Source organism: Fretibacterium fastidiosum, from assembly GCF_964642095.1.
Taxonomy (GTDB): domain Bacteria; phylum Synergistota; class Synergistia; order Synergistales; family Aminobacteriaceae; genus Fretibacterium; species Fretibacterium fastidiosum.
The window spans coordinates 2,685,580-2,706,095 of the sequence record NZ_OZ209244.1 but is presented as its reverse complement, the minus strand read 5'-3'; the positions used below and the strand labels follow the sequence as shown (position 1 = coordinate 2,706,095).

At 65.0% G+C, this 20,516-nt stretch carries 12 protein-coding genes and 1 riboswitch; of the genes, 10 read left to right on the top strand and 2 right to left on the bottom strand.

The features are described 5' to 3' along the window. Positions 1-223: 223 nt before the first annotated feature. The 4 genes from ACK28C_RS12080 to dut all read left to right on the top strand — a co-directional run bounded on the left by ACK28C_RS12080 (position 224) and on the right by dut (position 6,726). Positions 224-2,203, top strand: coding sequence for an SH3 domain-containing protein (locus ACK28C_RS12080; RefSeq protein ID WP_409152249.1), 1,980 nt, complete (start codon positions 224-226; stop codon positions 2,201-2,203). 44 nt (positions 2,204-2,247) lie between these two features. Next, positions 2,248-3,819, top strand: coding sequence for an excinuclease ABC subunit UvrC (locus ACK28C_RS12075; protein ID WP_015555770.1), 1,572 nt, complete (start codon positions 2,248-2,250; stop codon positions 3,817-3,819). Positions 3,820-3,939: 120 nt separating this feature from the next. Continuing rightward, on the top strand, positions 3,940-6,276 hold the full coding sequence (locus tag ACK28C_RS12070) for a polyribonucleotide nucleotidyltransferase (protein ID WP_409152248.1): 2,337 nt from the start codon (positions 3,940-3,942) through the stop codon (positions 6,274-6,276). A gap of 6 nt (positions 6,277-6,282) precedes the next feature. Next, complete coding sequence (gene dut / locus ACK28C_RS12065) at positions 6,283-6,726, top strand: dUTP diphosphatase (RefSeq protein WP_015555769.1); 444 nt, start codon at positions 6,283-6,285, stop codon at positions 6,724-6,726. Between the two features lie 171 nt (positions 6,727-6,897). On the opposite strand, the gene ACK28C_RS12060 is transcribed toward dut, so the two are convergent. Beyond that, a complete protein-coding gene (locus tag ACK28C_RS12060; RefSeq protein ID WP_015555768.1) occupies positions 6,898-9,009 on the bottom strand; it encodes an acetate--CoA ligase family protein in 2,112 nt (703 codons plus the stop codon). Positions 9,010-9,184: 175 nt separating this feature from the next. Continuing rightward, a riboswitch (cobalamin riboswitch) is annotated at positions 9,185-9,354 on the bottom strand. A gap of 752 nt (positions 9,355-10,106) precedes the next feature. Between ACK28C_RS12060 and ACK28C_RS12055 the strand changes: the two genes are divergently transcribed. Next, the gene (locus ACK28C_RS12055) at positions 10,107-10,967 is read left to right on the top strand and encodes an Rpn family recombination-promoting nuclease/putative transposase (protein WP_409152247.1); all 861 of its coding nucleotides are present in this window, start codon (positions 10,107-10,109) and stop codon (positions 10,965-10,967) included. Between the two features lie 135 nt (positions 10,968-11,102). Continuing rightward, positions 11,103-12,077 carry an Rpn family recombination-promoting nuclease/putative transposase gene (locus tag ACK28C_RS12050; RefSeq protein ID WP_409152246.1) on the top strand — a complete coding sequence of 325 codons (975 nt, stop codon included), beginning with the start codon at positions 11,103-11,105 and terminating at the stop codon, positions 12,075-12,077. Between the two features lie 448 nt (positions 12,078-12,525). Here ACK28C_RS12050 and ACK28C_RS12045 read toward each other — a convergent pair whose 3' ends face one another. Next, a complete protein-coding gene (locus ACK28C_RS12045; protein WP_409152245.1) occupies positions 12,526-15,234 on the bottom strand; it encodes a Synerg-CTERM sorting domain-containing protein in 2,709 nt (902 codons plus the stop codon). Between the two features lie 381 nt (positions 15,235-15,615). On the opposite strand from ACK28C_RS12045, the gene ACK28C_RS12040 reads away from it, so the two are divergent. The 4 genes from ACK28C_RS12040 to ACK28C_RS12025 all read left to right on the top strand — a co-directional run bounded on the left by ACK28C_RS12040 (position 15,616) and on the right by ACK28C_RS12025 (position 20,430). Further along, complete coding sequence (locus tag ACK28C_RS12040; RefSeq protein WP_409152244.1) at positions 15,616-16,599, top strand: Rpn family recombination-promoting nuclease/putative transposase; 984 nt, start codon at positions 15,616-15,618, stop codon at positions 16,597-16,599. Between the two features lie 579 nt (positions 16,600-17,178). Then, on the top strand, positions 17,179-18,177 hold the full coding sequence (locus ACK28C_RS12035; RefSeq protein ID WP_409152243.1) for an Rpn family recombination-promoting nuclease/putative transposase: 999 nt from the start codon (positions 17,179-17,181) through the stop codon (positions 18,175-18,177). Positions 18,178-18,821: 644 nt separating this feature from the next. Continuing rightward, on the top strand, positions 18,822-19,817 hold the full coding sequence (locus ACK28C_RS12030; protein ID WP_015557154.1) for a biotin--[acetyl-CoA-carboxylase] ligase: 996 nt from the start codon (positions 18,822-18,824) through the stop codon (positions 19,815-19,817). A 37-nt stretch (positions 19,818-19,854) separates the two neighbouring features. Beyond that, complete coding sequence (locus ACK28C_RS12025; RefSeq protein ID WP_208873870.1) at positions 19,855-20,430, top strand: biotin transporter BioY; 576 nt, start codon at positions 19,855-19,857, stop codon at positions 20,428-20,430. The last annotated feature ends 86 nt before the right edge of the window (positions 20,431-20,516 follow it).

Sequence of the window (20,516 nt, the reverse complement as noted above, 5' to 3'; positions counted from 1 at the left end):
GTGTGGCGCTTTTCTCGCTTTTTTCAAAGAGGGGCCCCGTGAGGGGCTCTTTCGCGTCGAGGACGGCGAGGACGCCAGGTTGTTTTTGTTCTTTGGTGCTATATAATGAGGCCGGCGATTGAGTCGGCGGAAGGTGCGTTCGGCACGGCGGAGCCGCCTCGAGCCGGACAGGCTGGCGAATTTTGTGTGGAGCACAGCGCCAACGTAGAGGGGAGATTGGTTCATGAATATCGTCGCGTTTGCCCTTTCTCTGTTCTCAGCGATTTTTTCGGGCGTCACCGTCCTCGCGGGCGCCGCAGTCCCCGGATGGGCGGCTTCGAGCACGGTCGGACTTCAGGTCGCGGGCATGGTCGTCATGTTCTCCTCCCTGTGGGGGCTGGTCGGAGGCGGCATGGCCCTGACGCGAAGGGAGCGGGCCTCGATCCTGCTTGGCGTCGATGCAGGCCTTGCGGCTGCGGCTTTTTTCATGGGGCTCCACAGCGCGGCCGTCTGGGCCGTGCTCTACCTCCTGGCGGCCATCCTGGCCCGGCTTGACGTGAGCGCCCTGCGGGAGGACCCTTCGGCCCTGGCGGCCCGAACCGACGGCGAGCCCCCGCGCCTGCCCGGAATGCTGCGGGCGATGCACGTCTTCCTGGAGGCCCCCGTCGAGGGGGAGGAGCTGGACGGGCGCGTCCAGTTCCTGCGTGACGACGCGCTGCAGCCCGTCGAGTCCCTCGTCGGCGTGGAGACCGGAGCGCTGGTCCGCCGCGCCTTCATCTTTCTGGAGGACGGCGAATTCGCCCGGGCGGACCAGTACCTGGAGCAGGCCCTGACCCAGGACCCGGAGAACTCGCGGGCCTACCTGGGAAAGCTCATGGTGGAGCTGGGGGCCCGCACTCCGGAGGCCCTGGCCGACGCCCCGCTGTTCGAGCAGAGCCGGCTGTTTCAGCGCGCCCTGAAGTTTGCGGGCGACGAGGAGCGCGCCAGCCTGAACGACTACATCGAGGCCCGCGACAGGCGCCTGGAGCGCCTCCACGAGGAGCGTCAAGCCGAGCTCGAGGGGCGCTACAAGCGGGCTCAGGCCCTCAGCGCCTCGGCCAGGACCCAGGAGGACCTCGACGAGCTCATGAAGCTCATGGAGTCCCTGGAGGGCTACAAGGACGTCCGGAAACTCGTGGAGGACGCCCAGCGCGGCATCGAGACCAGGAAGAGGTACGACGAGGCCGTCTCCATGCTGGAGAGCGCACAGACCCCCGAGGATTATGATAAGTTGACGGCCGTGCTGGAGGAGCTGGGCTCGTATCGAGACACCCCGGCCCTCGCCGCGAGGGCGCGCATGGAGAGGCGCTACACGGAGCTGGTCGCCCTGAAGGATCGGGCCCGGACGGAGGAGGAGCTGGAGGAGATCGCGGAGCATTTTGACGGGTTCGGCAGCTACCGGGACGCCCAGCAGCTTGCCGCGGACGCCCGCCGCCTCTCGAAGGAGGCCCGGCGCGCGGCGAAGATCGCCGCGGCGCGACGGGGGGTCCTGAGGCGCTGGGTGCGGCGCGCCCTCGTCGTGGCAGCCCTTGTGTGCTTCGTCCTGTTCGGTGGCGGGCGCTGGCTGGCGAGCCTGTTCGGTTACGTGCCCGCGCCGACGGAGGAGCCCGTGACGGCGCAGCCTGATGAGAGGGTCAAGGAGGTCCTTCCGCTCAAGGAGGGCGCGAAGGAGCCTGACAAGGCGAAAGAAGTGACCCGATCCCATGACAATGAGGTGAGCTCCGGGGCCGTGGTGGTCCCCGTCGTTCCGCCTCGTGTGCCGGAGCCTCTAACCTCTCCCGATTCCTCCGAGCCGGCGGGCCCCGCCGTCCAGGGGGAGGGGGCGACGGTCAGCGGAAGCGTCAGCCTTCCCGCCAGGGTCGCGAAGGCATCCCCTGAAGCCTCCTCGGACGCGCGGATCGCGGTCGTGAGGGCGTCGTCGGGGGCCCTTCCCGCCAGCGGGGACGACCAGCCAGCCGCGGCCTCCGGGGACGCGGGGGCCACGGCTCCCATGAGGGTCAGCGGCAGCAGGGTCAACCTGCGCAGCGCGCCGAACCTGACCGCTCAGGTCCTGGCGCGGATGTCCCGCGGCGACCTCGTGGACGCGACCGAATCCCGCACCGCTGCGGACGGGGTGTGGTACCACGTCAGCACGGACAGGGGGATCGAGGGGTGGATCTCCGGCCGATACCTTCGGGATCGATAGGCCGGAGATGAGGTCGGCCTTGAATCGCCGGGGAGGGCCTTTCCATGGCTGATGGCCCCGCGCCGCAGCAGGAGGGGGCGCGGGGGGAGAGGAACGTCGCCCGTCCCGGCGCCAAAAACAGTGCACGGCAGGGCGGCGCCATCAAGGAGAAGGTCGCCGCGATCCTGAGGAGCCTGCCGGAGAGGCCCGGCGTCTACATCATGCGCGACGCCGAGGGCACGGTGATCTACGTGGGGAAGGCCATCAAGCTGCGCCGCCGCGTGTCCTCCTACTTCCGCCATTCCAACTTCGCCTCGCCGAGGCTGCGCAAGCTGGTTTCTCTGGTGGAGGACATCTCCGTCATCCGCACGGAGACGGAAGCGGAGGCCTTGATCGTCGAGGCCAGGCTGATCCGCCGATACTCCCCCTTCTTCAACGTGGACCTCAAGATGAACGACCGGTACCCCTACATCCGCGTGACGGACGAGGCCTTCCCGCGCCTCGAGATCACCCGCGTCAAGCGCGACGACGGCGCCGTCTACCTGGGCCCCTTCGTCAGCGCTGGGAACATCCGCTCCCTCATGCGCCTGGCGGAGCGGTACTTCCCCCTGCGCGTCTGCCGGGCGGACCTCAAACCGGACCCTGGGAAGCGCCCCTGCATCGAGTACAGCCTGGGGCACTCCATGGGGGCCTGCGCCGGGCTCTGCACGCAGGCGGAGTACCGCGAGCGAGTGGGGGACGTCATCCTCCTGCTGGAGGGGAACACCAGGGAGCTGATCGAGCGCCTGCACAGGCGCATGGACGCCGCCGCGCGCCGAATGGACTTCGAGGAGGCGGCCCATTGCCGCGACACGATGCGCGCCCTCTGGCGCATCTCGCGCCAGCGCGTGTCCTCGGCGCTGCAGGAGGACCTGGACAGCGAGACGTGGCACGTCCTGAACCAGACGCAGAGGGCGTTCGGCCTCAGGACCATCCCCTGGCGGATGGACGCCTTCGACATCTCGCACACGGCGGGGCACGACACCTACGGCTGCTGCGTGGTGTTCGAGCAGGGGCGGCCCAACCCCTCCCTCTACCGTCGCTTCAGGATACGCGGCCTGGCGGAGGGGGAGGTCGACGACTTCGCCTCCATCGAGGAGACGGTGCGCCGCCGCTATCGGCACGTCCTGGACCAGTCGGAACCCATGCCCCAGATGGCGCTGATCGACGGTGGCCCCGTGCAGCTGGAGTTCGCCATGCGGGCGCTGGCGGAGCTCGAGATGGAGCTGCCCCTCGTGGCGCTGGCGGAGCGCGAGGAGCTGCTCTTCCTCCCGAACCGGCCAGACGACCCGATCCGGCTTGACCGCAGCAGCCCCGTGCTGCAGCTGATGCAGCGCATGAGGGACGAGGTCCACCGCTTCGCCATCACCACGCACCGGCGGGCGCGCAACGCGCGGATGAAGCGATCCTCGTTGGAGGACATCCCCGGCATCGGCAGGGCCCGTGCGTCGCAGCTCCTGGTCCGCTTCGGCTCGACGGAGCGCATCGCAGCGCTCTCCACCGACGAGTTGGCCGGCGCGCCTGGGGTGGGGCCGGTGCTGGCGCGGAAGATCCTGGAGCACCTGAACGGCTCGGACGCCCAGCGGGTCCGCGCGTGAGGGGGATTTTTCGGCGGGCCATTTTTCCCGCCGAAAACCCTTGGACTAACGGGGCGATTGTGCTATCCTAAGTGCGCTTATAAGGACTGGAATCAACAACGCTTAGGAGGCTATTTGACTTTGGAGAAGGAATATTCGGTAACGATCGGCGGGACGCCGCTCGTGTTTCGCACGGGGAAGGTGGCAAAACAGGCCAACGGCGCGGTGATGGCGTCCCACGGGGAGACGGTGATCCTCAGCACGGCCTGCATCACGGAGACGGCACGCACGGGCATCGACTTCTTTCCGCTGCTCGTCGATTTTGAGGAGCGCTACTATTCCGCGGGGAAGATCCCCGGCGGCTTCATCAAACGCGAGGGCAAACCCTCGGAGTCGGCCATCCTTGGGGCGCGCGTCACGGACCGCTCCATCCGCTCGCTATTCAGCGACGACATGCGCAACGACGTACACGTCGTGAACACGGTCATGGCCATGGACCAGACTTACCCGCCCAACGTTTTGGGCATCAACGGCGCCTCCGCGGCGCTCTCCATCTCCGGCATCCCCTGGAACGGCCCCGTCGGCGCGGTCCGCATCGGCCTGATCGACGGGGAGCTCGTGGTGAACCCCACGGAGCCTCAGATGAAGGAATCCAGGCTGAACCTCGTCGTCGCCGGGCACGACGATGGCATCACCATGGTGGAGTCCGGCTCTCAGGAGGTCTCCGAGGAGCTCCTGGTGGACGCTCTGGACCTGGCTCAGCGGGAGATTCGCAAGATCATCGCGCTGTTCCGCCAGATGAAGGAGGAGGTCGGCAAGCCGGAGGTCGTCGTCCCCGCGCCCGAACGCATCCCGGAGATCGAGGAGTGGATCGCGGCGAACCTGGACGACCGGGTGGACGCGGCGGTGCGCATTCACGAGAAGAAGCCCCGCGCCGAGAGGATCGCCGAGGTCAAGAACGCGGCGAAGGAGCACTTCGCCGAGGCCTACCCCAACAAGGGCGACTACATCTCCGCCTTCGTGGACGGGCGGGTGAAGGCGATCATGCGTTCCATCATCGTCAACGAGGGCATTCGCGTCGATGGCCGTTCCATGGACGAGATCCGTCCCATCGCCTGCGAGGTGGGGGTGCTGCCCAGGGTCCACGGGTCGGCGCTCTTCACGCGGGGCGAGACGCAATCCCTGGCCGTGACGACGCTTGGCATGGTGGGGGAGGACGACCAGGTGCTGGACGGCATCAAGCTGGACGAGCCCGCCAAGCGCTTCATCCTCCACTACAACTTCCCGCCCTACTCCGTGGGCGAGGTGCGCCCCATGCGGGGACCGGGCCGGCGCGAGATCGGTCACGGCGCCTTGGCGGAGCGCGCCCTGGCGCCCGTGGTGCCGCCGGAGTCGGAGTTCCCCTACGTGGTGCGCGTCGTCTCGGACATCCTGGAGTCCAACGGGTCGAGTTCCCAGGCCAGCATCTGCGGCGGCAGCCTCTCCATGATGAACGCCGGGGTGCCCCTTCGCTGCCACGTGGCGGGCATTGCCATGGGCCTCATCAAGGAGGGGGACAAGGTGCGGGTCCTCACGGACATTCAGGGCCTCGAGGACCACTACGGCGACATGGACTTCAAGGTGGCCGGGACGCGGCAGGGTGTGACGGCGCTCCAGATGGACAACAAGGCCGGCGGCATCACCCGCGGGATCCTGGAGTCCGCCCTGAACCAGGCGCGGAGGGCCCGCATGGAGATCCTGGACAAGATGGAGGCCGCGGCGCCCGGACCCAGGGAGCTCTCGCCCAACGCCCCGCGCATCATGACCTTCAACATCGACCCGGAGAAGATTCGCGACGTCATCGGCCCCGGCGGCAAGGTCATCCGCGGCATCACCCAGCAGACGGGCGTGAAGATGAACGTCGAGGATTCGGGGCAGGTGTCCATCGCCGGCGCCTCTCAGGAGCAGGTGGACGAGGCCCATCGGATCGTCGTCTCCCTGACGAAGGAGCTCGAGGCTGGCGAGGTCTACCACGGCACGGTGACGCGCCTGATGGCCTTCGGCGCCTTCGTGGAGTGCCTGCCCGGCAAGGAGGGGCTGCTGCACGTCAGCGAGATCAGCACGAGCCGCGTGCCGCGGGTGGAGGACGTCTTCAAGCCCGGCGACCGCGTCCTCGTCATGGTGAAGGAGATCGACGACCAGGGGCGCGTCAACCTGACCCGGCGGCGCCTTCTGGCGGACGAGGACAGGGTGCGCGCGGTCGGCCTGGAGGGCGCGCTGCCGGATGAGCGGGAGCGCGACAACCTGATCGCCCAGCTGGCCGCCAGGGAGCCCTCCTCCTACCGGGATCGCGACCACGGCTATGGCGACCGGGACCGCAGCTACGGCGATCGGGATCGGGGAGGCTTCGGGGACCGCCGCGGCCCCGGCAGGGACCGCGACCGCGGGAGCTTCAGCGACCGCAGGAGGGACGACCGGCCCCGGAGAAGGGACTACTAAGCCCTCATGGCCGAAGTTCAGGTCCGGATCCAACGCTTTGGGCGGGCGAGGGAGTTCCCTCTGCCCGCCTACGCCACCGAGGCGTCGGCGGGGCTGGACCTGCGCGCCTCCGAGCCCTGCGTGATCGCGCCGGGCGCCCGCGCCCTCGTGCCGACGGGCATTCGGCTGGCCATCCCCTGCGGGTACGAGGCCCAGATTCGCCCCAGAAGCGGCCTGGCCCTGAAGCACGGGGTCGCGCTGCCCAACAGTCCGGGGACGATCGACGCGGACTACCGCGGCGAGGTGAAGGTGATCCTCATCAACCTGGGGGACGAGCCCTTCGTCGTCGAGTCGGGGGACCGCATCGCCCAGATGGTCTTCGCGCCCGTGACCCGCGTGGCCTGGTGCGAGGTGGAAACGCTGGACGCCACGGAGCGGGGCGAGGGGGGCTTCGGCAGTACGGGACGGTAGGTGCCCGCGGCGTGCAAGGCCTCTCCTATCCCTGACGCTCCTGCGCGCTTTCTAATGACGAGCCAATGAGCCCCGGGCCCTCCATCGCAGGAGGGGCCGGGGCTTTCGCGTTCCAGCGGGGGCGGGGCGCCGACCCAGCGCGGAGGTCGGCTCACGCCCTCTTCTGCCGTCTCACGCCTTCACGACCAGCGCGTCCGCGGCGACGGCGCCCTTTCCCTCCTCCAGCACGAAGACGGGGTTGATGTCCAGCTCCAGAAGGTCCGTCTCGATCGCGGCAAGGCGTGAAACCCGGCTGACGATGCCGGCCAGGGCGCGGATGTCCCGCGGTTTGCTGCCCCGGGTCCCGGACAGGAACGAGTACCCCTTGAGCTGGCGGATCATGTTCAGCGCCTCCTCCTCGTCCACGGGGCCGTGCCGAAGCGACACGTCGCCCAGGACCTCGACGTAGATGCCGCCCAGACCGACGGCGATCATCGGCCCGAACACCGGGTCCCGCTTCACCCCGACGATGCACTCGAACCCGCCGCGCACCATCTCGGAGACCAGAAAACCCTGAACGGCGCCGTCCCCCACGTAGTCGGCCAGGTGCTTGCGCACCGTCTTCAGCGCTCCCCGAAGCTCCTCGAAGGAGCGCACGTCCAGCGCCACGATCCCAGCCTCCGTCTTGTGCAGCACGGAGGCGGCCATCCCCTTGAGCGCCACGGGGAACCCCAGTTCCTCGGCCGCGTCGCACGCTTCCTCCAGGTTCAGGCAGAGGCGCTCGCGCGTCACGGGGATGTCGTAGCGGGAGAGGAAGACCTTGGCGTCGTACTCCGTCATGGCGTCCTTCCACTGCGGCAGGATCGGCGCATTCCCGCCGACCTCAGGGGCTGCGGGCGGCTTGAACGCCCCCCATCGGTTCAACTCCCTGAGGGCCCGCGCGCATTGGCGGAAGCTCTGGAAGATCGGGATGCCGGCCGTCTTCAGCCGTTCGATGAAGCTTCCGCCGTGCTGGTGGTCGATCATCCACACGGCGGCCTGAGGCTTGGGGCTCTTGGCGTAGCTCTCGATCATGGTGTCCGTCATGACGTCGCCGGCGTGTCCTACGATCATGGAGAGGGAGGTGACGATCGAGTCCAGCTCCGGGTCCTCCTGCACCGCGTCGAAGACGCTGCGGAAGTTCTCCGGCTGTTCCGATATCTGCACCGTCATGTCCACGGGGTTGCGGGACGCCCCGAAGGGCGGTATGGCCGCCTCGATGCGGGACCGGGTGTCGTGCGAGAAGACGGGGACGGAAAGGCCCACGTCGTTCAGGCAGTCGGCCATGACGATGCCCGCTCCGCCGGAGGTGGTCAGGATCGCCGAACGCCCGCCGCTCATGCGCTTTTCCGCGCCCAGCACCTGACCGATCCCGATGATGTCGTCGATGTCCTCCATCGGGATGACGCCGTACTGCGAGAAGACGGCCGACCAGACGCGATCGTCCCCGGTCAGGGCTGCCGTGTGGCTCTTGGCCGCCTCACGGGCCGAGGGCGAACGTCCGGCCTTCAACACGGCGACGGCGATGTCGCGCTCCCGCGCTTTGCGGACCAGCCGGAGGAACCCTGCGCCGTCCTCGAGGCCCTCCAGATAGAGCATCAGGAGGCGGACTTCGGGGTCATCGAGCACGTAGTCCGCGCACTCCACCGCGTCGAGGTCCGATTGGTTGCCGGTGGTGGCCACGTAGCGAAACCGCACCCCGTGCTCCAACCCCACCCCGAAGGAGGAGAACCCGAACGCCCCGCTCTGCGACACGAGCGCCACGTGCCCCGGCAGAGGCCGCGGCACCTCGTAAAGGGCCCCTGAGAAGGTCAGGGGGATCCCCTCGGCGAAGTTCGCCAGCCCCTGACAGTTCGGCCCCAGGACCCGGATGCCTCCGTCGCGGGCGATGGCGGACACCTCCTCCTGAAGCGCGCGGTCGCCCGTCTCGGAGAACCCGGACGAGTAGATCAGGGCGAAGGGGATTTTTTTGTCCGCACAGGCGCGCAGGGCGTCGGGGATCAGCTTTGCCTTGATGCTGAGGATGGCGAGGTCGATGGGCCCCTCGACCTCCGTGACGTTCCGGTGTACGGGGAGCCCCGATATGACGTCGGCCTTGGGGTTGATGGGATAGATGGCTCCGCCGTAGCCGAAGGACTGGAGGTAGCGGAGCGTCCGGCCCGTCAGGCGCTCCAGGCTCGACGAGGCTCCGACGATGGCGATGCTTTCCGGGGCGAAGAGCTTCCTCAGGGGGTGGGACAACAGGGCTTTGTTCGCTTCTTGCATGTGTAGGGTTCCTCCCGTTCGATGACGTCGGCCCCAGAGGGCCGCAAAGGGCCGCCCTCTGGCGAGGACGGCCCTGCATGACGGAGGAAGTGGCCTTTGGACGGCGTTCGCCGCCGGTGCGGGACGCCAAAGGCCATGCTTTTTCCGCATACCGGCCCGAATCCGCGCGGGGGGGCGTGCGCTCCCTGCGAAAGGCCGGTCTCCTGGCTCGCTCTCCTTACTCCGACCCCCTTCCCAGGATGAAAAACGTCCCAGTGGGCATGGTCGGCATTGCCGAGCTTACAGTGGCGGGTCCGCGCCGGTCTCTCACCGGACTTCCCGAACGCCTTTCGAGGTTCAATTTGTCTCTCCCCATAACTATACGGCAAAACACGAGATTGTCAAACGAGGCGTCCGAAATCTGAGAGGACGTGAAGCCCTCCCCTATAAGGAGAGGCAAAGACCCCCGGTTTTTCAGGCCCCCCTGAAAGGGGGGCTGGCGAGCCCCACAGGGGCGAGACTGACGGCCCGTGAGCGGTAGCGAACGGCAGCCGGAAGGCTCCCCGAAGGGGGGTGTAGGAGCAGCGAGTGTTTTTCATAAGACGCGCCTGTCTGACATTCCCCGCCAACGCCTCCACAAGGCAATCCATTGCCTTGCTTCGGCACAGCCGACCGACCGGCCGCCGCAATCCTCCCGAAAGATCGGCTTGCGTGAGGCCGGTCGTCTGGCCGACCCCTCCGGTTCGCTAACGCGAACCACCTCCCCTTTCAGGGGAGGCGAAAGCGCTCCCTCCGGCGAAAGTACCACTTACAGCGGATGGCCCCTGACGCGGGACCATCCGCTCTCTTTATTGTGCGCCTGCCGGGTGTTTCCCTGTTTTGATCGGTTTTGAGCGAGGGGCTTGTTTGCTATAATGAGGCCAGGAGCCGAAGGGATGGGGGAGGGATGCGGATTGTTGGTCAACACGCCCTACGACGACGTGTGATTGTTCGGGTCTCATTATTCCTGACTGACGGCCTGTGAGCGGTAGCGAACGGCAGCGAACGGCAGCCGGAAGGCTCCCCGAAGTGGGGAACTGACGGTCGGTGAAGAAACTCGCTGAAGGAGGGGGATGCGGGTGCCGGAGCGTGACATGACCGAGAAGCACCTGGAGGGATACAACGACGTCTTTGCGGACGTGGTGAACGTGTTGCTTTTCGATGGAAAGAGGCGGGTGAAGCCGGAGGACCTGAAGGACACGCGGGCCCGCACGTTCTACAAGACGGACGGGAAGCTCCATGAGCAGGAGCGGGACGTCTCCAAGCTGTGGGTCTCCGAGGGGGCCGTGATCTCCCTGATCGGGTTCGAGAACCAGACCGAGGCGGACTGGGACATGGCGCTTCGGGTGCTGGGGTACGAGGGGGCGGACTACCGGGGTCAGCTGTCCGCGGGTCAGGGACTGTACCCGGTGGTGACGCTGGTCCTCTACTTTGGTGATTCGCCCTGGACGGCGCCGCGGACGCTGTTCGAGAGGGTTTCGGTGGCTGAGGGGTTGAAGCCGTTTGTGAACGACTACCGGGTCAACGTCTTTGAGATTCCGCGTCTGACGGCGGAGCAGGTGGGGCAGTTCAAGAGCGACTTCAGGATCGTTGCGGACTACTTTGTACAGATGGGTCGGGACGAGGACTACGTGCCCCCGCGTCAGACGATCGAGCACGTGGATGCGGTGTTGAAGCTCATGTCTGCGCTGACGCGGGACCATCGGTTTGAGGAGACGCAGAGCGAGTTCAGGAAGGGGGAGGCGGTCACGATGTTGAGCGTTTTGGACAAGGTTGAGGCCAGAGGTATTCAGTTGGGCGAGGCCAGAGGCGAGGCCAGAGGTATCGCCACCACGGCGCGGCGGATGCTGGTGCGGGGCGTTTCGCCCGAACAGATTGCCGACTTCACCGGTCTGTCTCCTGACGAGGTCGAGGCGCTGAGGGTCGGGACCGGAAACTGAACGTACCACTTCAAAAACAACCCCACCGCCTCACTCCGTTCGGCATATCCCCTTACAGGGGAGGCAAAGAACGCAGCGGGCAAATTGTATAATATAGTCAGGCAGTGAGAGGACGTTTAGCGAGGAGGCGGGGACATGGAGGACGCAGAGCGGGAGCGCGACGGTGGGCTGATCGGTCCGGCGTCGGGGCCCGTGACGGAAGGGCAAATCGAGGCGGACCTGGAGCGGGGAAAAATCTATCGCCTCAACGACCGTTTCTTCAAATTTTTGTTGGGCCGCGAGGACCGCAAGCCCCTGTTTTTGGACCTCGTGAACGCCCTTGTGTTTCCCGACGGAAGCGCGGGCTTCACCGGTTTGGAGTACGCGAACCGCGAGCTCTCCGCCGTGCGCGTCGAGGGTAAGGACTGCTACCTGGACATCGTGGCCAACATGGCGGACGGGACGCAGGTGGAGGTCGAGGTGCAGGTGAGGAACTGGAACGACTACCTGCAGCGTTCCGCCTACTACCTCAGCACGCTGCACGCCTCTCAGATGAGCCTGGGTGGTTCGTACCTGGACTTGAAGCGGACGGTGTCGATTCACATTCTGGCGTTCAGCCTGTTTGCCGGGGAGCGTTTTCGCCGCGAGTTTTGTCTGTGCGACGTGGAGAGCGGGGAGAAACTGAGCGACGACCTGAAGCTGATCTACCTTGAGGTGCCGAAGTGCGCGCGTTATGGGACGCCACGGAATCGTCTGGAGTATTGGCTGATGTATCTTGCGGGGATGGAGGCGAGGAAGATGCCTGAGGCGATGGTGAAGGACCCGATGATTGGTGAGGCGCTGAACCTGGAGAAGCTGTTTTTGCAGAGCCGTGAGGAACGGCAACGATACATTGTGAGCTATAAGGCGATGCGGGACGCGATGACGCGCGATGAGACGATCCGCCGAGTTGCCCGCGCCGAGGGCGAAGCGAGGGGCGAAGCCAGGGGTCTGGCCAAAGGCATCGCAGATGGCATTGCCACCACGGCGCGACGGATGCTGGCGCGAGGTGTCCCGTCCGAGCAGGTTGCCGACTTCACCGGCCTGTCTCCTGACGAGGTCGAGGCGCTGAGGGCCGGGACCGGAAGCTGATACCAATTTACGTTTAATACGGATTGCCTCCCCTGAAAGGGGAGGTGCCGCCAAGGGCGGCGGAGGGGTTCGGCCAGACGACACGACTTACGGACGCCGACAGGCGGTCGGCGTCGTGTCGGTCGGCTGTGCCGAAGCAAGGCATTTGATTGCCTTGTGGAGGCGTTGACGGGGAATGTCAGACAGGCGCGTCTTATGAAAAACACCCCTCCCCTTCGGGGAGCCTTCCGGCTGCCGTTCGCTACCGCTCACGGGCCGTCAGTCCCAGCCCCTTCGGGGCAGCCCCCCTTGCAGGGGGGCCTTTCTTTCCCTTTAGACGCAAATTGGTATCAACCGGCACTGGCACTCCAAAAGCAAAGACGCGAGAGCGGCGCCCTGTGGGCGCCGCTCTCGCGTGTCTCTCAGGCTGGAGCCTCGAGGGAGGCCCGCCTCGTCATCTGGTTTCGGACTACGCCTTCCGCTTCAGCAGGAACGCCGCGCCAAGAGCCAGCGCCAGTCCGCCAAACCCCGCATCGCACCCGCCGCCGGAACTGTCCTTCTTGTTGTTGCCAGGCTTGTTGTCTCCGGGCTTGTTGCCGTCGCCAGGCTTGTTGCCGTCACCGGGCTTGTTGCCGTCACCAGGCTTGTTGCCGTCACCGGGCTTGTTGCCGCCGGGCTTCTTGGTGTCGGCCTTCATGTCCTTCAGCTTCTTGTCCACGGTGATATCCTGCTTCGTGCCGTCGGTCATCGTCACGGTCACTTTCTTGATCGCCGCACCCGCCGCGATCTCGGCCTTCGTGGTCTTGCACGTCAGCTTCAGCGTGTACTCCTTGGTCTTCGCGCTGGCCGTGGGCAGGACGCTCTTCCCGTTCGCGTCCAGCAGCTCGGCCTTCGGCTTCTCCTTCATGCCGGAGGTCTCCACCGCCACGGCCTTCGGCGTGCCCGCCAGCTTCAGCTTCGCCTGGAGCACCACCTCTCCCGCGTCCCCGCTGATGGCCGTCGTGGTCCAGCTCGCCGGGTCGATGCTCGGCTTATCGGAGTCGTCGTCGTTGCTGCCGCCGGACCCGGCCTTCAGCTCGACGTCGACAAAGCCCTTGAAGCCATCGCTGTTCTCAGCGATAACCCTCAGGAACCCGCTCTTGAAGCCCTGCTTCAGAGTCACACGGTACTCCGCCCTGAAATCGCCGGCAAGGCCCGGCGTCACCTCGGCGGTCCCCATGGCATCGAGGCTCACAAGCTCTGTCGTCCACTTCCCGGCCCCCACGACCACGTTATTGATGACCTTCACGGTCACGTCGCACAGGTTCCCCAGGGAGGCCGTCGTCGCCTCCAGCGCAGGGATGCCGAAAGGCTTCACCATCGTGAGGATCAGCTTCTTCCTATCGGTATCGAGTGCCGCGGTCGCAAAAGTGGGGTCAATATCGCTCGTGATGTTCTTTCCCGGAGTAAGCTCATCTTCCATCTCCAGCAGCGTGACCTTTCCGCCCGCCGGCTGGTCCTGCAACCAGGTCGCAGGACCCCTCATCGTCAAGCCATTCGCCAGCGTAACCTTCTTCACCTTCAGGACCGGGTCCTGCGTCGCGACGTCGACCGCAATCGCCGAGTTGGCAGCGTCCTCTGTCAGCTCCAGCTTCGAGAACTCCCCGCTGGGCAGGGTCAGGGTGCCGCCAGCAAGCTTTATTTTGACCTCCCCCGCGAGCAGGTCCTTGCCCTTCACCGCGAGTTTGGCACCGGCTGCTAGCTCTGCGTTCCACTTCACGCTCGGCGTTCCGTCCACGATCGACAGGGGCCCCGTGCTGGTCACCTTCACTTCGGCGTTAGCGACAGGGGCCAGGAAGTTGATCGTGTTCTCTGCTCCGCCGCTCTGGACCGTCAGGGGTTTCGTTGAATTCAAATTCAGTTTTTCAATCGTGTTGTTGCCGCTAAAATTCAGGGCAAGGGAAGTGGTCACATCTCCGAAAGTCAGAGTCCCAATCTTCTTATCGACCGCAAGAGCCAGGGTAGCGGTAGTAGTGGTAGGCCCCGCAAACTCGACCGCGTCTACGTTCTCGTCAGCGTTCAGGGTCAACACGCCGGCGCCGCCAGCCTCGATCTTGACCGTTCCCTCGACCGCCTTCTTCAGGGTGGCCGTATAGCCAGCAGCACCCTTCAGGTGCAGGGTTCCGTTCCCGGTCACCGCAGCGTTGAGCGTATTAGTATCAAGCTCCGCGACGGTCAAGGCCTTGCCGCTGGCGATGTCGATGGTGTTGACAACATCTCCTGTTGCCGTCGTCAACTTCACAAGGGTCATGTTACGCTGCAGATGGAGATGGCCTGAAGAATTTGAGTTAACTCCCAGATTCAATATACCGTCCGGCGTGGCCTCGACGCCAATCGCGCCGTTCTCCAAAACAAACAGGTCACCATTCTGGATATCGACGGTCTTGATGTTCGCTGCCAGCGGCTCTTTCAGCTCCAGCGTGCCCTTCTTCATCTTCAGCGTGTTAGTTACTCCAGTGCCAACGCCAAAATGCTCTGCGTTGACGGTGATGATACCGTCGTCGATCTCTAGGGAAACAGCAGAAAGCCCCGGCAACGCCCCTTTGTTATCGCTGGTGTCGGCATTCACGATCAGCCAGCTGCGGTCCGTGATCTTCAGGTCCGTGGCCGCCATCATTGGAGTCTTCAGAATCAGCGCGCCCGCGCCGGAGAGTTGCAGGGCGGCGGCAGCGCCGACTATGGTCGCTCCCGCACCCTCTGCCGCCAGGGTCAGGGTCTTGTCCGCGGAGACGGCAACCTTGTTGGTGCCGGTGAACTCCAGTCCACCCGCCACCTTGCTCGTCACCGTCGCGCTGCCCGATGCCCTGAGCTCGCCGTTATTGTCGAGGGTCAGCTTGTCGGTCTTAATCGTCAGCTTAGCGCCATCGCCAAGGTCCACCACCGCTGCTGCTGCCGCCTCTCCATCGACCTCAACCTCAAAGTTTGCTCCGATAATCGCCGTGTCGGTGGTCTTGGGGTAAGTAGTGCCATCACCCACAAGGGGCACCCAGTTTCCTGCCTCAGCCCATTTCTTTTCAGAGCCTGAAGCCTCCCCCTTCCACTTATAAGTCGTCGGCAGCGCCAACGCGGTCCCGGCGAGGCCCAGGGCGAAGACCGCCCCCAGCGCCGCCACACGCAAAAACCTCCTGTTCAAAACCATGTTCCCAACTCCTCCTTAAGGTATAGTGATAGATATTCTCAACTGAAAAATACGAACACCCCACACACGATGGTTATTGTGAAAGATACCAGATATCCGTAAAAAATGCAAGGCTCAGGGGGTTGTTTTGGCGCGAAAGACAACCCCTCCGGTTCGCTAGCGCGAACCACCTCCCCTTTCAGGGGAGGCAAAAAGAAGCGGCACACTTTAGGCCCCCGTTTTATTAGGCTCCCCTGGAAGGGGAGCTGGCGAGCCCCGTAGGGGCGAGACTGAGGGGTTGTTTTGGCGCGAGAAGCGACCCCGGTCTCCCTACGGGTTGTTTTTCTTGCCTTTTGCGGCGGGGTGTGCTATGGTCGGGACGGCGAAAGGGGTGAGGGAGGCATGGCGGAGGATGGAGCCGAGGTGCGGACGTTCCCTGTGAACCCGCTGAACGACATCCTTTTCAAGTACCTGTTTGCGGCGAAGGAGAACCGGGCGAACCTTCTTCGCCTGCTGAACGACGTTCTGGGGCCGAAGCGGAGGGTGTCGGGCGTGGAGTGTCTGGACCGGGAGAGCGACCCGCCGCGGTTCGGCGGGCACACGTCGTTTCTGGACGTTCTGGCTCGTTCCCGGGACGGACGAATCTTTCACGTCGAGGTCCAGCTTGCGAACGAGGAGAATTTTTTTGAGCGTGTGACGTACTACGCGGCGTGCAGCCTGAGCGACCAGCTGTCGCGCGGGGAGGGTTACGATTGCCTGCGGCCCGTGGTGTTCGTGTCGATTCTGAAGCACGGTCTTTTCAAGGAGCGATCGCTGAAGTGGCGCTCCGTGCACCGCATTCTGGACGTGGAGGACCACCGTTGCCGCAGCGACCTGTTGGAGTTTCAATTTTTTGAGCTGGGGAAGCTGCGTCGACTGTACGAGTCGGGTGGGATGGAGCGAGGGGCGGAGACGGGGTTGGAACGTCTGTTGCGGTACCTTGGACGAATAGGAGGGGAAGCGGAGATGGAACGTCTTGCGGAGCGGGACGCCGGGATCGAGCGTCTGAGGCGTGGAGAGCGGTTGTTTTTCCGTACGCCTGGGAACCTTGCGTTGTACCGAATGCACGAGCGGGAGGAGACGGACTACCACAACACGTTCAGGCTGGCAGAGCGAAAGGCGGAAGCGAAGGGCATGACGAAGGGCATGGCGAAGGGCCGGGCAAAGGGCCTTGCCGAGGGCCTTGCCGAGGGGCTTGCCGAGGGCGAGGCCTTGGGGGAGGCGAAGGGCATCGCCTCCACGGCGCAGCGGATGCTGGCCCGGGGTGTTCCGTCCGAACAGGTGGCCGACTTCACCGGGCTATCCCTTGACGAGGTCGAGGCGCTGCGGCGGGGGACGGACAACTGAACGCACCACTTCAAACACAACCCCTCCGCCTCACTTCGTTCGGCACCTCCCCTTTCAGGGGAGGCGAAAAGAAGAAGCGCGTTGTTAGGCCCCCCTGGAAGGGGGGCTGCCCCGTAGGGGCTGGGGGGTTGTTTTGGCCGCGGAGGGGCTGGGACTGACGGCCCGTGAGCGGTAGCGAACGGCAGCCGGAAAGCTCCCCGAAGGCTCCCCGAAGGGGGGTGTAGGAGCAGCGAGTGTTTTTCATAAGACGCGCCTGTCTGACATTCCCCGCCAACGCCTCCACAAGGCAATCCATTGCCTTGCTTCGGCACAGCCGACCGACACGACGCCGGCCGCCTGTCGGCGTCCGTAAGTCGTGTCGTCTGGCCGAGCTGCGGAAGTCCCCCGGACTTCCTTCGCCCTCAGCCGACCGACACGACGCCGGCCGCCTGTCGGCGTCCGTAAGTCGTGTCGTCTGGCCGAACCCCTCCGGTTCGCTGGCGCGAACCACCTCCCCTTGCAGGGGAGGCAAAGAACGCAACGGGCAAATTGTATAATAAAGTCAGGCAGTGAGAGGACGTTTAGCGAGGAGGCGGGGACATGAAGGACGCAGAGCGGGAGCGCGACGGTGGGCTGATCGGTCCGGCGTCGGGGCCTGTGACGGAAGGGCAAATCGAGGCGGACCTGGCGCGGGGAAAAATCTACCGCCTCAACGACCGATTCTTCAAGTTTTTGTTTGGCCGCGAGGAGCGTAAGCACCTGTTTCTGGACCTCGTGAACTCCCTCGTGTTCCCGGACGAGAGTGCGGGCTTCACGGGCCTGGAGTACGCCGATCGAGAGCTCTCCGCCACTCGGGAGGCTGGAAAGAGTGTCTACCTCGATATCGTGGCCTGCATGGCGGACGGCACGCAGGTGGAGGTCGAGGTGCAGGTGAGGAACCGAAACGACTACCCCCAGCGCTCCACTTATTACCTGAGCGCGTTGCACGCCTCTCAGTTGAGGGCTGGCGATTCCTACCTGGACCTGAAAAAGACGATCTCGATCCACATTCTGGCGTTCAGCCTGTTTGCGGGAGATCGTTTCCGCCGGGCGTTCAGCCTGTGCGACGAGGAGACGGGGGAGAGGCTGTGCGAGGATTTGAGGCTGGTCTACCTGGAGGTGCCGAAGTACATCCGTCAGGGGACGCCACGGAACCGTCTGGAGTACTGGCTGATGTATCTTGCGGGAATGGAGGCGAAGAAGATGCCTGAGGCGATGGTGCAGGACCCGATGATCGGCGAGGCACTGGATTTGGAGAGGCTGTTTTTGCAGAACCACGAAGAACGTCTGCGCTACATTCTGAGCTACAAAGCGATGGTGGACGATCTGACGATCGAGGAGACGATCCGCCGGGCTGCCAGGGCCGAAGGGCTTGCCGAGGGTGAGGCCAGGGGAGAGGCCAGGGGTAAGGCTGAAGGCATCGCCGAGGGTGAGGCCAAAGGTATCGCCGCCACGGCGCAGCGGATGCTGGACCGGGGCGTCTCGCCCGAACAGGTTGCCGACTTCACCGGCCTGTCCTGTGGCGAGATTGCGGCGCTGAGGCGGGGGATGGACAACTGATCGTTGGCCCCCTAAGGGGGCCTGCCCCGTAGGGGGGTAGGGGCAGCGAGTGTTTCATAAGACGCGCCTGTCTGACATTCACATTCCCCGCTAACGCCTCCACAAGGCAATCCATTGCCTTGCTTCGGCACAGCCGACCGACCGGCCGCCGCAATCCTCCCGAAAGATCGGCTTGCGTGAGGCCGGTCGTCTGGCCGAACCCCTCCGCCTCACTTCGTTCGGCACCTCCCCATTTCAGGGGAGGCGAAAGCAAGCCCTTTGGCGAAAGTACCACTTACAGCGGCTGGCCCCTGACGCGGGGGCCAGCCGCTTTTTTTTGTTGTGCGCCTGCCGAGTGCGTCCCTCGTTTCGTTTTCCTTTTGGCGTGACACCAATTTGCGTCTAAAGGGCAAGAAAGGCCCCCCTGCAAGGAGGCTGCCCCGAAGGGGCTGGGAGGTGTTGAACCTGAGAAACAACCCCTCCGGTTCGCTGACGCGAACCACCTCCCCTTTCAGGGGAGGCAATCCATAATTAAACGCGAATTGGTATGAGTCCTGACGGAAGACGACGGGGCGGCAGGGCATTATGTAAACTTTTTGATTTATATAAGTTTACATTTTTGCGGCCCTGTGGTATATCTATAAGCAGTAGGGGAGGTGAGCGGGATGATCAAGAGCGACGTGCTGAGGATGTTGGAGGAGCGTCGCGGCACGGCAATATCGGGGGAGGCGATGGCTCAGGCTCTGGGCGTCTCCCGCGCTGCGGTCTGCAAGGCGGTGGCTTCGCTTCGGGCGGAAGGGCACCTCGTGGGCTCCGCCCCCCGTAGGGGCTACCTGCTTGAGCGCGAAAGTGACGTGCTGACGGAGGAGGGGATTCGCTCGCACCTTTCCGAGGCGTGCGGGGTCCGACGGGTCGTCTGCCTCGACACGGTGGACTCCACAAACACCCATGCGAAGCGCCTGGCCCTTGCAGGTGCGGAGAGCGGGACGCTGATCGCGGCGAACCAGCAGACGGTGGGCAGGGGACGCAGGGGGCGTTCCTTCCTCTCCCCGGCGGGGACGGGGTTGTACATGACGCTCCTCCTGCGTCCATCGAGCTCCATGGAGCGCTTTCAGATGATCACCATCGCGGCGGGGACGGCGGTCTGCCTTGCCGTCGAGGAGCTGACTCCCCTTCGTCCCCTGGTCAAGTGGGTGAACGACGTGTACCTGCACGGCCGGGACGGCGTGGAGCGCAAGGTCTGCGGCATCCTGAGCGAGGCGGTGAGCGACGTCGAGAGTGGGACCGTCGAGAACGTGGTGGTCGGCATCGGGCTCAACGTGACCACACGGGACTTCGGTCGGGACCTCAACGATCGGGCGGGGTCCATCTTCCCGGAGGGGGTAAGCCGCAACCAGCTCGCAGCGAGGATCGCGGAGCGCCTCATGGACTTTTCGACGAGGCTTGAGGACCCGGAGCTGCTTCGGGCCTACCGGGAGCGCTCTCTGCTTCTGGGGCGGAGGGTGCGGTGGATGCAGGACGGGAGGGGCTGCCTCGGCCGCGCGGTGGACGTGGATGAGCTTGGGGGATTGGTGGTGGAGGACGAGGACGGAGCGCGCAGGTCCCTGCGCTCCGGGGAGGTCTATGAGGTGCGTCCGTTTGACGGGGCGCAGTCATCATAGCCATTCATAGTTGTAATATAATGAGGAGGAAAGTCCTTTGTCTCAGGCAGTGAAGGGAAAGGCGAGCGTCCGGGACCTGGTGTCCTGCGCGCTCTTTGCGGCTCTGATCGCTGTGGGAACGTTCGTCAAGATACCGACGCCGCTCCTGCCGCTGACGCTTCAAACGCTGTTCGTCGTCCTGGCCGGGCTGGTCCTGGGGGAGAAGCTCGGCGCCGTCGCCGCGGGGATATACGCCGCAGCGGGGCTGATGGGGCTCCCCGTCTTTGCCGCCGGAGGCGGCATCGGATACCTCCTGAACCCGACGTTTGGCTACATCCTGAGCTTCATCGCCGGGGCCTGGGTGGCGGGGCGTGCCGTCCGGCTCTGGGGGCGGGGGCTCTGGCGCGAGACGCTGGCCGGCGCCGTGGCGATAGCGCTGATCTATATTGTCGGCGCCACGTGGTACTACCTCGTCGCCCGCTATTACATCGGGCGGGAGCTCACGGTCCCTGCGCTCTTCTGGTCCTTTCTCGTGTTGCCCCTGCCGGGCGATCTCCTTTCCTGTTTTGCGGCGGCGCTCCTGTCTCAGCGACTTCGGGCTCTGATGCCAGGACGGTTTGTCCACGATCGGTAGATTGGCACGACGGACGAGGGGCTGCTTCGGCAGCCCCTCGTCCGGTATAATTCGGGAGGGGGGATAACGACGGAATGCCCCATCGG

What these genes read in the sequence shown, in the direction of transcription:
- ACK28C_RS12060 (WP_015555768.1), bottom strand. Translation starts at nt 9,009, where the DNA reads ATGCAAGAAGCGAACAAAGCCCTGTTGTCCCACCCCCTGAGGAAGCTC.
- ACK28C_RS12040 (WP_409152244.1), top strand. Translation starts at nt 15,616, where the DNA reads ATGGCGGAGGATGGAGCCGAGGTGCGGACGTTCCCTGTGAACCCGCTG.
- dut (WP_015555769.1), top strand. Translation starts at nt 6,283, where the DNA reads ATGGCCGAAGTTCAGGTCCGGATCCAACGCTTTGGGCGGGCGAGGGAG.
- ACK28C_RS12030 (WP_015557154.1), top strand. Translation starts at nt 18,822, where the DNA reads ATGATCAAGAGCGACGTGCTGAGGATGTTGGAGGAGCGTCGCGGCACG.
- ACK28C_RS12080 (WP_409152249.1), top strand. Translation starts at nt 224, where the DNA reads ATGAATATCGTCGCGTTTGCCCTTTCTCTGTTCTCAGCGATTTTTTCG.
- ACK28C_RS12045 (WP_409152245.1), bottom strand. Translation starts at nt 15,234, where the DNA reads ATGGTTTTGAACAGGAGGTTTTTGCGTGTGGCGGCGCTGGGGGCGGTC.
- ACK28C_RS12035 (WP_409152243.1), top strand. Translation starts at nt 17,179, where the DNA reads ATGAAGGACGCAGAGCGGGAGCGCGACGGTGGGCTGATCGGTCCGGCG.
- ACK28C_RS12075 (WP_015555770.1), top strand. Translation starts at nt 2,248, where the DNA reads ATGGCTGATGGCCCCGCGCCGCAGCAGGAGGGGGCGCGGGGGGAGAGG.
- ACK28C_RS12050 (WP_409152246.1), top strand. Translation starts at nt 11,103, where the DNA reads ATGGAGGACGCAGAGCGGGAGCGCGACGGTGGGCTGATCGGTCCGGCG.